This is a genomic window from Streptomyces sp. NPDC001339, from assembly GCF_042895955.1.
Taxonomy (GTDB): domain Bacteria; phylum Actinomycetota; class Actinomycetes; order Streptomycetales; family Streptomycetaceae; genus Streptomyces.
In genome coordinates this window covers 594,081-607,964 of the sequence record NZ_JBIAWT010000003.1, presented here as the reverse complement: position 1 = coordinate 607,964, position 13,884 = coordinate 594,081, and the positions used below count along the sequence as shown (strand labels likewise).

13 protein-coding genes are annotated in these 13,884 nt (G+C 71.7%); 5 read left to right on the top strand and 8 right to left on the bottom strand.

Annotation, left to right across the window (positions count from 1 at the left end; all coding sequences use genetic code 11):
* The first annotated feature begins 361 nt into the window (after positions 1-361).
* The gene (locus tag ACFY12_RS11735) at positions 362-964 is read left to right on the top strand and encodes a CAP domain-containing protein (RefSeq protein ID WP_390715595.1); all 603 of its coding nucleotides are present in this window, start codon (positions 362-364) and stop codon (positions 962-964) included.
* Between the two features lie 60 nt (positions 965-1,024).
* On the opposite strand, the gene ACFY12_RS11730 is transcribed toward ACFY12_RS11735, so the two are convergent.
* Both ACFY12_RS11730 and ACFY12_RS11725 read right to left on the bottom strand, forming a co-directional pair.
* A complete protein-coding gene (locus ACFY12_RS11730; protein ID WP_390715594.1) occupies positions 1,025-2,257 on the bottom strand; it encodes an FAD-dependent oxidoreductase in 1,233 nt (410 codons plus the stop codon).
* A 128-nt stretch (positions 2,258-2,385) separates the two neighbouring features.
* Positions 2,386-2,733 carry an Ig domain-containing protein gene (locus ACFY12_RS11725; RefSeq protein WP_390715593.1) on the bottom strand — a complete coding sequence of 116 codons (348 nt, stop codon included), beginning with the start codon at positions 2,731-2,733 and terminating at the stop codon, positions 2,386-2,388.
* Positions 2,734-3,141: 408 nt separating this feature from the next.
* On the opposite strand from ACFY12_RS11725, the gene ACFY12_RS11720 reads away from it, so the two are divergent.
* On the top strand, positions 3,142-4,317 hold the full coding sequence (locus tag ACFY12_RS11720; protein ID WP_390715592.1) for an NAD(P)/FAD-dependent oxidoreductase: 1,176 nt from the start codon (positions 3,142-3,144) through the stop codon (positions 4,315-4,317).
* A gap of 56 nt (positions 4,318-4,373) precedes the next feature.
* Here ACFY12_RS11720 and ACFY12_RS11715 read toward each other — a convergent pair whose 3' ends face one another.
* From ACFY12_RS11715 to ACFY12_RS11700, 4 genes are all read right to left on the bottom strand, one after another.
* Positions 4,374-4,979 carry a hypothetical protein gene (locus ACFY12_RS11715; RefSeq protein WP_390715711.1) on the bottom strand — a complete coding sequence of 202 codons (606 nt, stop codon included), beginning with the start codon at positions 4,977-4,979 and terminating at the stop codon, positions 4,374-4,376.
* Positions 4,980-5,125: 146 nt separating this feature from the next.
* The gene (locus tag ACFY12_RS11710) at positions 5,126-5,752 is read right to left on the bottom strand and encodes an alpha-ketoglutarate-dependent dioxygenase AlkB (RefSeq protein WP_390715591.1); all 627 of its coding nucleotides are present in this window, start codon (positions 5,750-5,752) and stop codon (positions 5,126-5,128) included.
* 154 nt (positions 5,753-5,906) lie between these two features.
* Positions 5,907-6,548: an AAA family ATPase gene (locus ACFY12_RS11705; protein ID WP_390715590.1), complete on the bottom strand. Its 642-nt coding sequence runs from the start codon at positions 6,546-6,548 to the stop codon at positions 5,907-5,909.
* Between the two features lie 178 nt (positions 6,549-6,726).
* Positions 6,727-7,716 (bottom strand): ornithine cyclodeaminase family protein, encoded by a 990-nt coding sequence (locus tag ACFY12_RS11700; protein WP_390715589.1) that lies wholly within the window; start codon positions 7,714-7,716, stop codon positions 6,727-6,729.
* A 340-nt stretch (positions 7,717-8,056) separates the two neighbouring features.
* On the opposite strand from ACFY12_RS11700, the gene ACFY12_RS11695 reads away from it, so the two are divergent.
* Positions 8,057-8,719, top strand: a complete 663-nt coding sequence (locus tag ACFY12_RS11695) for an NADPH-dependent FMN reductase (RefSeq protein WP_390715588.1) — start codon at positions 8,057-8,059, stop codon at positions 8,717-8,719.
* A gap of 243 nt (positions 8,720-8,962) precedes the next feature.
* Positions 8,963-9,706 carry a class I SAM-dependent methyltransferase gene (locus ACFY12_RS11690; protein ID WP_390715587.1) on the top strand — a complete coding sequence of 248 codons (744 nt, stop codon included), beginning with the start codon at positions 8,963-8,965 and terminating at the stop codon, positions 9,704-9,706.
* Between the two features lie 23 nt (positions 9,707-9,729).
* Here ACFY12_RS11690 and ACFY12_RS11685 read toward each other — a convergent pair whose 3' ends face one another.
* Positions 9,730-11,133 (bottom strand): tetratricopeptide repeat protein, encoded by a 1,404-nt coding sequence (locus ACFY12_RS11685; RefSeq protein WP_390715586.1) that lies wholly within the window; start codon positions 11,131-11,133, stop codon positions 9,730-9,732.
* Between the two features lie 227 nt (positions 11,134-11,360).
* Positions 11,361-12,623 (bottom strand): MFS transporter, encoded by a 1,263-nt coding sequence (locus tag ACFY12_RS11680; RefSeq protein ID WP_390715585.1) that lies wholly within the window; start codon positions 12,621-12,623, stop codon positions 11,361-11,363.
* Between the two features lie 320 nt (positions 12,624-12,943).
* Between ACFY12_RS11680 and ACFY12_RS11675 the strand changes: the two genes are divergently transcribed.
* On the top strand, positions 12,944-13,855 hold the full coding sequence (locus tag ACFY12_RS11675; RefSeq protein WP_390715584.1) for a helix-turn-helix transcriptional regulator: 912 nt from the start codon (positions 12,944-12,946) through the stop codon (positions 13,853-13,855).
* Positions 13,856-13,884: the final 29 nt, after the last annotated feature.

The window sequence follows — 13,884 nt, the reverse complement described above, 5'->3', positions numbered from 1 at the left end:
GCGCCCGGTCCCCTTGTGACATCCGCCATAGGGGGACCGGGCGTCAACTATGGCGGTTAGTAGAAAGCCTCCTCGGCGACAATAGGGGATTTGTCCGCCTTGATCGAGGAATAGCCCGCAGACAGCCGTCCGCTGTTCGCCCGAGCCATTACCCGTGCCCGCTCATTCACCACTGAAAGGATTCTGACGGGGCGCCAGCCATTCACTCAAGATCCCTGTCTCCGGCAGCACGTCGATACGCCCCTGACAAGAAGCACCCGTTTCTACGAAAGTGGCTAGTAGAAGCGTTCCCTTGCCCTCTCCCCAAGCCGTCCCAAGAATGACGACCCCACGGCATATCCCCAGCTCAGTGAGGTCGTCGATGACGAAGCACCGCAGAAAGCGGCATTACCGGAAGATAGCGATCGCCGCCGTCGCCATCAGCGCGGTGGCCGTACCCTCCGCCGCGATGGCTTGTCTGGACGGGGAGGGGAACACGGACGGCCGAGGCCCTGGCCGGTGGCAGAGCCCGGCATCGACGCAGACGACGAAGATATCGAAGGCCGCCGCTCCGTCCCCGAATACCTCGGAATCCGCCGCTCCGGCGTCCAAGGCCACGGCTCGCGTTCTGGAACTCGTCAACAGTGAACGCGGCAAGGCCGGATGCGCACCGCTGAAGCTGAATACGAAGCTGACCAAGGCCGCGCAGGATCACAGCGAAGACATGGCGGAACACCGCGATATGTCCCACACGGGCTCCGACGGTTCGGCGCCGGAAGAGCGGATCACACGGGCCGGCTACCAGTGGAGTTCCTACGGCGAGAATGTCGCTTACGGCTACTCCACTCCCGAGAGCGTGATGGAAGGCTGGATGACCAGCCCGGGCCACAAGCGCAATATCCTCGACTGCTCTTTCAAGGAAATCGGAGTGGGTCTCGCGCAGCCCGGCGACTACTGGACACAGGACTTCGGGACGGCGGGATAGGGATACGGAATAGAGATACGGGACAGCGAGAGGACCATGGCTCGGACCGGGTGCGGGCGTTCACCGCACCGACGCGGCCGGCGGGCGTTCCCGTACGGCGCCGTAGGCGAGGAAGTACGCCGGCACCCGGTTCAGCCAGCGTGAGGTGGTGACCCACTCGGCCATCCGCCGGGCCCGCCGGGGGTTGCCGAAGGGCGCCTCCCCCGCCAGCACCGGTCCGATGACCCGGGCATGGGCGACCCGCTGAAGCGCCTGCGTCAGCGCGGTCGTCGGCCACCGGCGGCGCTGGACGGCGCGTACGTCGCGCAGGCCGACCGTCCCCGCGCGCAGCGGCTCGACGAGGTACCGGGCGGCGGCCACCGCGTCCTCGACGGCGAGGTTGATGCCGATGCCGAAGACCGGCGACATCGCGTGCGCGGCGTCGCCGATGCACAGCAGCCCCGGGCGGTGCCAGCGCCGGAGGCGGTCGAGCCGTACGTCGAGCAGCTTCACCTCGTCCCAGGAGCCGAGCGCGTGGACGCGGTCGGCGAGCCAGGGGGCGGCTACCGCGTAGTCGGCCATGAACGGCGCGAGGCCGGCGGCGCGGCGCTCGGCGTCGGTGCCCTTGGGGATCAGCACGGCGCACTGCCAGTACTCCCCGCGGTCGATCATGGCCGCGAGCAGCCGGTCGCCGACGCCTCCCACCAGTCCGTGCGGGTCGTCCTCGCGCCGTGGCAGCCGGAACCACCAGGCGTCCATGGGGCAGGTGAACCGCCGCAGGCCCAGTTCGGGCAGGGAGCGGGCCAGTGAGCCCCGGCCGTCGCAGGCCACGGTGAGGGTGGCCCGCAGCTCACCGGTACGGCCGTCGGCGGTGCGGTACCGCACACCGGTGACCCGGCCCCGTTCCGTCAGGAAGGAGGTCGCCTCGGTGCTCATCCGCACCGAGAAGGACGGCTCCCGCCCCGCCTCGTCCGCCAGCAGGTCGAGGAGGTCCCACTGGGGCACCATGGCGATGTAGTTGAACCTGCCGCGCAGCGCGCCGATGTCCCCGACGGTGACCAGCGAACCGTCCGAGCCGAGCGGCAGCTGAACCCTCGTCACCCGCCGCTGCGGCAGCCGGGCGAACCGCTCGCCCAGCCCCAGGTCGTCCAGCAGCGCCAGGGTGGACGGGTGGACGGTGTCGCCGCGGAAGTCGCGGAGGAAGTCGCCGTGTTTCTCCAGGACCGTGACCGCCACACCGGCCCGGGCCAGCAGCAGCCCCAGCACCATTCCGGCGGGACCGCCGCCCACCACACAGCATGTGGTCCGCTCCATCGCCACCACTCCCTTCCGCCACTCCGGGGCATCCGTCGCGGCCGCGAGGGCACCTATACCCACGGACTCCGTACAACGGCACCGTGCCGCACCCGGATTCCGTGCGCTCCCGTCCCGGCGGGGCGGGTTCAGGGGTCGACCGTGACCTCGAACTCCTCCGGGGCGGCGCCTTCGGCGGTCACCGTGAACAGGGCCGTGCCGGCCGCGTCGCCCGCCACGAGCGGCGGGGTCTCGGCGTAGCCGCCGGCGTCGGTGCGTACGGTGACGGCGATCTCGTCGCCCTCGAAGAGGGCCTGCTGGCTGGTGGACGTCCAGCAGAACGTCACCTCGGCACCGGGCACCGGGCGGAGCGAGTTGCTGTCGACGAGCCGGGCCTTCAGCGGGTCGGCGAAGGCTTCCAGGCGGCCGGCGTGCTGCCCGGCTCCCCCGGCCGGCTGGATGGTCAGCGCCTGAACCGAGCCCGCTCTGGCGTTCATACGGCCTCTCCCGACTCGATGATCGTGCTGGTGGCAGGGTGCCCGGACGGGTGTCCGGGGTTGCGGTGATGGTAAGCAGGGCGCCGTCTCCGGCCCGGGTGCGACCGGCTGGTTCGTGGAGAGTTCCTGCGGTGGGGTGACACCGGGGCGGCGTCCGGCGCCGGGCCGGAGCCCTGGCGCCGTACCTCACCGTTGGCGGCTGTAGGGCGCTGGACGCCCCGGGCGCGGCGCGCGACGATCTGTACAGCGGCGGGCGGGCGGCAGGCCGTCCGGGCGCGGGGTGCCCGCCGGCTGTGTGGTCTGTTCCGGAAGAGCTGTGCCCTGTTCCTGACGAGCTGTGCGGTCTGTTCCGGACGAGCTTTGTGGTCTGGGTCCGGACGAGACGACGAGAAGACGGGAAGGCCTGGGATGGCTCTCACCGCGGCTGCCGCCGCCCTCCCCGAGGCCGCCGACGTGGTGATCGTCGGCGGCGGTGTCATCGGGGCGAGCATCGCGTTCCACCTGGCCGAGGCCGGTGCCGGGAAGGTGCTCCTGCTGGAGCGTGACCGGCCGGGATCCGGTTCGTCCGGCAAGCCGATCGGAGGGGTGCGGGCCCAGTTCTCCGATCCGGTCAACATCCGGCTCGGCCGGCGCAGTCTGGAGGCCTGGCGCGACTTCGCCCGTCGGCCCGGTGCCGATATCGGACTGGAGAGCGCCGGGTACCTGTTCCTGCACGGTGACGCCGAGCAGGCGGCCGTCTTCGAGCGGAGCATCGCCGTACAGCGCGAGCTGGGCGTGCCGAGCCGCCTCGTCACTCCGCGCGAGGCATATGGTCTGTGCCCCCTCATCGACCCCGGCGGAATCGTCGCCGGCGCGTACTCGCCCGGTGACGGCTGGGCGCTGCCCGCGGCGGCGGTGGCCGGCTATCTGGGAGCGGCCCGCCGGTACGGGGCGACCGTGCGCGGCGACTGCCCCGTCACCGCGGTCGACACCACCGACGGGACGGTCCGGGCGGTGCGCACACCGCACGGCGCGGTACGCACCCGGACCGTGATCTGCTGTGCGGGAGCCTGGTCCGCCGCCGTCGGGGCGATGGCCGGCGTGAGCCTGCCGGTCACTCCGCTGCGGCGGCAGGTCGCCTTCACGGGGCCGCTGTGGCCGGCTCCCCCGCGGATCCCGTTCACCCTCGATCCGGACTCCACGTTCTACTTCCACAACGACGGCGCGGGCGGACTCCTGCTGGGCATGTCGGACCCCCGTCAGGAACCGGGTTTCGGCCGTGAGTTCACCCGGGAATGGCTGGAGCCGTTCCGGGCGGCCGCCCGGCGCCGCGCGCCCGCGCTGAGCGAGCTGCCCGTCACCGGCGGCTGGGCCGGCCTGTACGAGATGACCCCGGACCACAACGCGCTGATCGGTGAGGCGGACGGGATCAGCCGGTTCCTGTACGCCACCGGCTTCTCCGGCCATGGGTTCCTCCAGGCGCCCGCGGTCGGGGAGACCGTCCGCGATCTGTACCTCGGCACCACTCCGGCGGTCGATGTCGCACCGCTCACCGCGGCCCGGTTCGCCGGGCACCGGAGCCGGCCCGAAACCCACGTCATCTGACAGCGGTCCGGCCCCGGGACCGCGGCCGCGGTCAGCTCAAGTCAGGTCAGATCAGGTCACCAGGTGTGCGCCACGTCCACGATCAGCCGGTCACCGGACTGCGTCACCCGGAACGGCAGCCTGGCGCGTACCCCCAGGCCGATCTGGGTCTGCCCCTCGAAGCTCGCGCCGAACCTGGTGTCCCTGAACGTCCGGTAGCCGCTGAGGTCCACGCCCGGCAGCGGCTTGCCGGCCTCGCCCGCGTAGGACTGCTCCCCCGTCGAGGGGTCGTAGCTCGGCGCCGTCACGTAGATCTGCAGAATGGCCCCGCCGCCGACCGGGATCCGCTCGCCGGACCCGTCCTGGTGGAACGCGTCGACGTAGCCGACGTGGTAGCCGACCCTGCCGTCCTGCGCGCCGCCGATGTCGAAGACCATCCGGTCGTAACACGCGTTCCGCCCGGTCCTGATGTTCCGCAACGGCTCGGCGTACGCGCCCGTCACCGTCTTGTTCGTACTGCCCCAGCTCGTCGAACAGGCCTGGCCCGGCCCGGCCGGGCCGGCCGCACCCGTCGGTGCGGTCGCACTCGTCGGTACGGTCGCGGCGCCGGCCGCTCCGGCCGTGCCCAGCAGGCCCGCTCCCGTCAGCAACAGCACCGCGGCCGTCGTCCCCAGCCGTCGCATCGTCATCGTCCACCCCCAGAGAAGAAGGGAATAAAGGTATCCGGCGTGTGTGCCCTAGGACGGCCGGTCCGCCGTCGTACGTTGCCTTCCGGGCGACTTCCGGCCAACCGGCGGGCCAAGTTGTCGCGATCGGATCGGCGGGCCGGTCATCGCACATCATGGGGCCGGAACTGGATGCTGATCCGCGGTCCCGCCGCATGCGTCGTCTTGGGGATCGCGTGCTCCCAGGTCCGCTGGCAGGAGCCGCCCATCACGATCAGGTCACCGTGTCCCAGTGGCCGCCGTACGGTGCCGTGGCCGTGCCGCGGCCGGAGCATCAGGTCGCGTGGTGCTCCCACTGAGAGGATGGCGACCATCGTGTCCGCCCGGGCGCCGCGGCCGATCCGGTCACCGTGCCAGGCCACGCTGTCGCGGCCGTCCCGGTAGTAGCACAGACCGGCCGTGGTGAACGGTTCGCCCAGCTCATCGGCGTAGTGAGCGGAGAGTGCGTCCCGCGCCCGCGTCAGCACCGGGTGCGGCAGCGGGTCGCCGGCGTGGTAGAAGGCGAGCAGCCGCGGTACGTCCACCACGTGCTCGTACATATGCCGTCGCTCGGCCTGCCAGGGAACCTCGGAGACGAGCCACAGGAACAGGGCGTCCGCCCCGCTCAGCCACCCGGGCAGCAGATCGATCCAGGCCCCGTCGCCGAGCTCGGTCCGGCGCAGCCCGTGCAGCGGACCGAGGCGGATCTCGTCGGCCTGGTCGAAGAGCGAGCCCTGAAGATGCATGCCCATGGTTCCAGCGTAACCACAGATTCGAATACATGTTCTGTCGCGTGTTCTGCGATGCCGTGTGGTCTGCGACCGTGCGCGCCGCCACGGGTGGTCTTCCCGGGCCGCGCCCCATGCTGCCGTCCCTGCCGCGCCCCATCACGACGCCATCAGTCGATCAGTCGATGCGGATGTGCTTCGCCCCCGTCCAGGCCCGGCGGAGGCGCCCCTGGAGGGCTCCGTCCGTGTTCGGCGAGAGGGTCAGCCCGGCCGAGGCGGCGATGTGATCGGCGACCTGCGGAACGGTGATCCGGTCGGTCCGGATGTGCTCCGCGAACTCGGGCGCGCGGAGGCGCTCCAGGCAGAGGTCGAGCTTCGACACCGCGAAGCTCTCCCGCCGCAACGCCGTCCGCTCGCCCGCGAGGGCACGTACGAGCCGGCCGACGCCCCGTTCCCGCAGGCGCCTCAGAACGGTTTCCCGGTCGGCCAGCAGCGCGAAGTGCCGGACGTCGTGGCCGTGCTCCCGGAGCCGTCCCACAGTCTCCCGGAAGTAGACCGGCTCCACCACGGTCATCGGCACGATGACCGTGCCGTCGTACCGGGTCAGCGCCAGGTCGAGCACCTCGAAGACGCCCTGCCGCCAGGCCCGGAGGTCCTGGAAGTCGCGGCGCAAGGACGCGGGCAGCATCCGCAGCGTCCGGTGGAGGCCGAAGCCGACATGCTCGGGGTCGCAGACGACACCGCCCGGAAGCCGTCGCTGGATCTCGTACGCGGTCTGCGTCTTTCCACCGCCGAAGGGGCCGTTGATCCATAGAAGCATGCACAGACGGTACGCGCGGAGCCGAGTCGCGGACGTTACAGCGGCGTTCGAGGATGCTCCCGCCGGAAGCAGCCTGGACCCGTGGCGGAAACGCGCGCCGGGGCGCACTCGCACCGCCCCCTCGCCTTCACCACAACCCTCGCTTCACCACAGCCCTCGCCTCACCACAGCGCTCGCTTCACCACAACCGGACCTCCGCGCCCGCCGACCGCTCACGGGCCGCCGCCACGACGAGCGCCGCGGCCGCGGCGTCCTGCACCGCCACTCCGACGGATTTGTAGAGGGTGAGCTGGTCCTCCGAGGACCGGCCCGGCTTGCGGCCGGTGAGGAGTTCGCCGAGCTCGGCGTGGACATGATGTTCCGTGATGACGCCCGCGCGGATCGGGCCGAGCAGGTCCTCGCTGCCCGCGGGGAAGGGCGCCAGTGCCGCCTGCCGCGATTCCACGCAGACGAGCGCCTCGGCGACGGTGGCATCGTCGATCTCCCGGCCGGCCGGGTTGAAGCCCACCGAGGTCACATGCACGCCGGGTGCCAGCCAGGGTCGGCGGACCACCGGGTCGACGGTGTGGGTGGCCGCGGCCGCGATGTCCGCACCGTCGAGCGCCTCGGCGTATGTCGCCACCGCCTCGACGGGAAGCCGGAGTTCGGCCGAGAGCGCGCGGGCCAGGGCAGCGGCCTTGGCACGGTCCCGGCCCGCCACCCGGACCCGCCGGATCGGGCGGACCCGGCACATCGCCCCGGCGTGGGCCCTGGCCTGGACGCCCGTACCCAGGATCGCCAGGACGGAGGCGTCCTCGCGGGCCAGCAGCCGCGCCGAGAGCGCCGAGCAGGCGGCGGTGCGTGCCGTGGTGATCGCCGTACCGTCCAGCAGCGCCGTGGGCTCGCCGGTGTCCGGGTCGAAGACGGCGATCAGCGCCTGGTGGGTCGGCAGCGGTGTGCCGGCGTTGCGCGGGAAGACGGAGACCAGCTTGCTGGTCAGCGCCCCGGCGGACGGGACGAACCCCGGCATGGCCGCCAGGAAGCCGTCGCGTCCGGGAACCGGCGCGGCGACCCGGTCCGGGGCGGCGGCCCGTCCCGCACTGAGGTCCGTCATCGCCGACGCCAGCGCGTCGATCAGCGCGTCCATGTCGAGCAGCGCCTCGACCTCCGCGCGCGCCAGAACCAGCATCCGCCTCGCCTCCTCTCACTCCCCCGCTCACTCACCGTCAGCTCACCCCCTGTCAGCTCACTCCCCCCGTCAGCTCACTCCCCTTCCCCGCCGCTCCCTGCCCTACCCCGCCTTCCTGACTCCAGCCGTACGGCCGCCCCGGGCGCGGCACACGCGTGGCGAGCGGAAGCACCGTCACACTTACCCCATATATCGCGAATGTCATGACCGAAGGACATGCATGACGAAGACGTGCATGACGAAGACGTGCCTAGCGGAAGACCGCGCATGACGACAGACGTGCCTGGCGGAAGACCGCGCTTGACGGAAGACATGCATAACGGAAGGACGTGATCCGACGATGCCCGCCACCGCTGCCGCGCCCGGACCGCTGCGCGTACTCGTCCTCGGCGCCGCGCTCCGGACGGAGTCGACCAACGCGCGACTGGCCGCGCTCGCCGCCCGTATGCTCTCCCGCTCCGGCGCCGATGTGGACCTCGCCGCGATGCGGGAGTTCGACATGCCGCTGTACGACGGTGACATGGAGGCGGAACAGGGGCTGCCGGACGGCGCGCTGGCGCTGCGCGACCGGCTGGAGCGGTGCGACGCGTTCGTCCTCGCCTCACCCGAGTACAACGCCTCCGTACCGGGCGTAGTGAAGAACGCCATCGACTGGGTCTCGCGGGTCCGGCCGCAGCCGTTCAAGACCAAGCACGCGCTTCTGCTGTCCGCCTCCCCGTCGCTGGTCGGCGGCAACCGGGGGTTGTGGGCCCTGCGGGTTCCGCTGGAGCACCTGGGTACCCGGGTCTACCCGGACATGTTCAGCCTCGCCGCGGCCCACCAGGGCTTCACCGACGACGGCCAGCTGACCGATCCCGGGCTCCAGGAACGGCTCGGCGAAACCGTCACCTCGTTCCTCGGCCTCGTCGAGGCGGATGCCCGGTACGTGTGCCTGCGCCGCCGGTGGTACGAGTTCCTGGGCGACCGTACCGAAGCACCCGTCACACAGCGGGCGGAGGACTGACCGAGCCGACCGTGCCCGGGTCGGCCCACCACCCTCGGAAAGCCGGGCCGGCTCAGCGCACACCGCCCCCGTAACGCCCTTCGGCAGGGGTGCCCGCGCCCCGTCTCCCCAGCCCCTGACCGATCCCCTTCCCGTCCCTGGCCGAGCCCCTCCCGCGGTCCGTAGGAGCGTGCGGGCATAGCTGCTGACCTGGGCTTTCATCCCGTCCGGCCCTACCATCGGCGGATCGGGAAAGGAGTCCGGATGGACCGGAACATCCGCACGGTCGACGATGTACTCAGGCTCCTGGACGGCCTGTTCGCGCAGGAGGCCGACCGGTGGACCAGTGATGCCGCCGCTTGGTGGGACGGTTTCTACGCCGACCGCTCCAGGCCGGTGCCGTTCTTCGTGGCGAAGCCGGACGAGAACCTGGTCTCGTACCTCGACCGCGGTCTGATCGCCCCGGGCCGTGCCCTCGACGTGGGGTGCGGCCCGGGCCGCAACGCGCTCCATCTCGCGTCGCTGGGCTTCGAGGTGGACGCCGTCGATCTCTCACCGGCGGCGATCGCCTGGGCGGAGGACCGCGCCCGTGCGGCAGGGGTCGGGGCCAGGTTCCGGTGCGGTGACGCGTTCACCCTCGTCGGCACCGAACTCGGCGGCCCGTACGACCTCGTCTACGACTCCGGCTGCTTCCATCACCTGCCACCGCACCGCCGGATCAGCTACCTCGCCCTCCTCGAGCGGCACCTCGCCCCGCGCGGGCACTTCGCCCTCACCTGCTTCGCGCCCGGTGAAACGGGCTGCGAACTCGATGACGCCGACCTCTACCGCCAGGCCCGCCTCCATGGCGGCCTCGCCTACACCGCGGAGTCCCTGCGCGGGATCTTCTCCGGCCTGACGGAGGTCGAACTGCGCCGGATGCGCCACCAGCCGCCGGGATCCCCGCACTTCGGCGAATCCTTCCTCTGGACGGCTCTGTTCCGTCGCGCACGCCCTGAGCGCGGCTGACCGTCCTGCACGGCCGGCCGTCGTCACGCTCCCGCCTGGGCGGCGGCCCGGGCGCGGGCGGCTGCCGCGCGGGCCGGGGCGCCCAGTTGTTCTTCCAGGCGGGCCTTGGCCGACCAGTTGTACGGGCAGATCGGGCGCAACTGGATACGTTCGCTGAGGAGGGTGCGGGCGAGTGCGGCGCGGCCCGCGCGGAGGGCGGCTTCGACGAGGGTCCGCTGGATCGCGTCGCGCTGGGCGTGGCTGCCGCCGAAGTCGTTCAGACGGTGGCGGACCGGCAGCAGCAGATCCGCTGCCCGGGCGTGATCCTGCTGTCCGTACGCGATCAGTGCGCGGCAGACCGGCAGGCCGATGTCCGCGGTCATCGCGCGGTTGGTCACGCCGGGCGCCGACGCCAGCCAGCGTTCCCGGTCCTGGACGAGGCGCTCGGCCTGGGCGATACGGCCCGCTCCGACGTAGGCCATCACCGCGTGGGCGTCGTTGAAGGCGTAGTACGGACCGTCCTGGCGGCTCTCCCAGGCGTCGGCGAGCCTGGCCCACCGGGCGCCCGGCACCTCCTCGGCCTCGGCCAGGTACAGGCGCCACAACAGCGCGGCGGCGTCGAGCAGTTCCATCGCCGCACCGGTCGACTCGTCGTGCTGGAGGGCGGAGTCGTAGATCTCCAGGACCCGGGAGATGTCGCCGGTCTCCAGGGCGTAGAGGGCGTAGTGCCACCAGTTGTGGACGGTGAGCAGAGAGCCGCTCGCCCAGTCGTCGGTACGGGCGTCGAGGAAGCGGATACCGTCGGCGAACCGTCCGCGCATCTCGTAGGTGTGGACCACGCTGTGGATGCCCCAGACGTCGCCGGGGTGCTGGGCGAGGGCCGCCAGGCCCACCTGTTCGGCGTGTTCGTAGTGGCCCGACTCCTCCAGGCCGAAGGCGTACATGCCGAGCAGGGGACCGTGGTGGGGGTCGTCCTGGTCCCAGGCGTCGAGTGCGGCGCCGACTCGGTCGCGCAGGCGCTGGGCATCGCCGGTGAGGAAGTCGTGCTGATGCCCGGCGAAGAGCGCCAGCGCATCACGGGGGAAGGCGATGGAGAGGTCGCCGAGGATGCGGCCGGCGCCGTGGACATCGCCGTCCAGCCATGCCGTGGCCGCGGCGGTATGCCCGCGCTCGCGGGGCGTCAGCCGCGTGGAGTCGAGGCCTGAGCGGAAGCGGAGGAAGGCCTCACGGGCGGCGGCCGCGTCCTTCTCCTCGGTCCCCAGGACGCCCAGGTAGGCGACGAGGACCTGGCCCATCACCGAACGCGGCGAGGCGGCGAGCACCGACCGCGCGGTGTCCAGGACCTCGGGGCGGAAGAAGAGGAGGTCGTCCAGCGCCTGTTCGTACCGGGCAACGGCTTCGGTACCCGTATCGGTCATGACGTGTCCGTGGCGGTCCGCTGTGGTCATCACGCCATGGTCGCCGTGCCGGGGGAGGTGTGCCAGGCGCTTTCACGCAACTGGCCGAACCCTGCTGTGTCTTGCTGTGTCTTGCTGTGTCTTGAAGTTTCCTGCCGTTTTCAGCTATTTCCGCTGTTTCCGTTGTTTCCTGCCGTCCTCTGTGGGTTTTCTGCGGATTGCCTGCCGTTCTCTGAAGTTCGCCGCCCTCGCCACGGACGTTCGGGGGCGAGCGTGCGTCACCGGTAGCGGGCACGCCCGACGGCGGCCGCGAGGGTCAGCGGAATCGTCAGCAGGGCGGCGGCGAGGAAGATGCCGCCGTAGGCATGGTGTCCCGCCGCGTCGGCCGTCAGGCCGCCCGCGAGCGCGCTGCCGCCGTAGAGGCTGACACCGAACATCGCGACACCGGTGGCCCGCGCCTCCGGGGTCACGGCAGTGGCCCACGTCTGGATCGTGGTGTGCAGGAACGACCAGCCGCTGCCGAGCAGCAACGCGGTGACCGCCAGGACCGGTACGGACCGGCTCACCGCGGCGAGCGCATAGGCCGCACCCGCCTGTGCGCCGCCCGCCACGATCAGCACGGCGGGGCTCCACCGGTCCACCAGCTTCTTCACCAGCTGTGCGCACGCCATGGCGCCCACACCGTAGAGCGCCGACACCGCCCCGGCCACCGAGGCCGGCACGCCCCGGGCCTCCAACGCCGGCGCCAGATACGTCAAGAAGCCCAGCAGTACGGCGCCTTCGAGCAGGGCGACGGCCATGACGTACCACATCCACGGTGATCCGAGCACGACCCGGAACGGCGCCAGGAGGGGCGAGCCGGAGGGCCGGCGGGCCGGTTCGGGGAGGTGGCGCAGGGCGTGCCAGAGGTACCCGGCGAGCAGGGCCGGCAGTGCGAAGACCAGCCGCCAGCCGGCGTAGTGCGCCAGCACGCCGGCCGTGACCGTGCCCAGCGCCGTGCCCAGGGAGAACGCGGTCATGAGGTCGGTGAGCGGGCGTTGCCGCCGCTCGGCGGGGACGACGTCGCCGACATGACTGAGGGTGGCCGGGATACAGGCCGCGAAGCAGGCTCCGGAGAGGGCGCGGGCCACGATCAGCAGGGTGGCGTTCGGCGCGAGCGCGGAGAGCGCCGCGGCGAGGGAGCCGGCCGCGAGGGAGAGCCGCAGGACGCGGATCCGTCCCATCCGGTCGCTGGCGAGGCCCCACACCGGTTGCATCAGCCCGTAGGCGAGGTAGTAGACGCCGGCGGCCAGCGCCATGGTCGACAGATCGGTGCCGAGCGGGCCTGCGATGAGCACCAGCATGGGAGCGATGCAGAACCGGTCGAAGTTGCTGACCAGGCCCGCGGCCCGCAGCAGACGGAGTGCGCGGGTGGACGGGGCGGTCGATGTGGCCGGCGGCAGCGGCGGCGCGGTCGGGGCAGACGGGTCGGACGGCGCAGACGGCGCGGACGGGGCCGGTCCACCGGATCTGGTGGAGGGAGTGGAGGGAGCGGACGGCATGGGTGGAGTGGGTGGAACGGACGGTATGGACACGGAGGAGTTGCTCCCTTCTGCCCGGCCCAGCGGTCTCCGGGCCCGGTTCCCCTCCAGCCCACCACTCACCGCGTCCGGTCCCGCTCGTCAAACGGTGACGATCACTCATACGTTGAGCGGGCCGCCGTACGAGCACGCGGGACATACTGTGCGGACGAGGTAGACGACGTGACAGACGCTCTCGGCACACTCAGGGACAGCAGCCCAGGGACGGCAGCCCAGGGGAGGCGACCCAGAGGCGGCACACCCCGCACCACACCGCGGTAAGAGAGGGAGACGACGACGCGATGAGGGTCACAGAACCGCCGGCCGACGGCGAGGCGAGCACCATCCCCACCCTCGGCGGAGACCCCACCACCCCTGCCTTCCGCAGAGAACCCACCACCCCCACCCGCCGCGGGGAGCTCGGCGCCTTCCTCCGCTCACGCCGGGAACGGCTGTCCCCGGCCGCGCTGGGCCTGCCGGTGGCCCCGCGCCGTCGCGCCCGCGGGCTGCGGCGCGACGAGGTGGCCGAACGGGCCGGCATCAGCAGCTCCTGGTACGCATGGCTGGAGCAGGGGCGCGTCCGTACGTCGGAGCAGGTACTGCGCGCGGTGGCACGGGCGCTGTGCCTGGACGGGGCGGAGACCGCGCACGTCCTCTCCTTCGTCGAGGACACCGCCGGTGCGGCCGCCCGCCCGCCCGGCTGGGTCTCCCGGAACCTGTTGTCCCTGGTGGAGTCGGTGGCGCCGAACCCGGCCGTGGTCATCGACCCGCACTGGGACCTGCTTGCCTGGAACGCGGGCTACGCCGCGCTGCTGACCGATCCCGCACGTCTCCCTCCGAAGCGGCGCAATCTGCCGTGGCTGGTGTTCCGTTGGGCGCCGGCCCGCACTCTGCTCGTCGACTGGGAATCCGAAGCGCGCGGTCTGCTGGGCCAGTTCCGCGCCAACGCCGCCCGCCACCCCGAGGACCGGAGGTACGCGGAGATCGCTGACGAGATCACCCGGGACCCGGATGCCGCCCGCTGGTACGAGCAGCGGGAGACCGCGGTCTACCAGCCCGCAGTGCGGCACTTCCGGCACCCGAAGGCGGGCGAACTGCGCCTTCGCTATGTGAAGCTGGCTGCCCTGGACGAGCCGGGACACCACTTCCTGTGCTACCTGCCCGACGACGCGGAGGCAGAGACCGGGGTGCGCCGGCTCGTCGAGGACATCTGAGACATCTCGATGTCCGAGCTCCGCCGGAC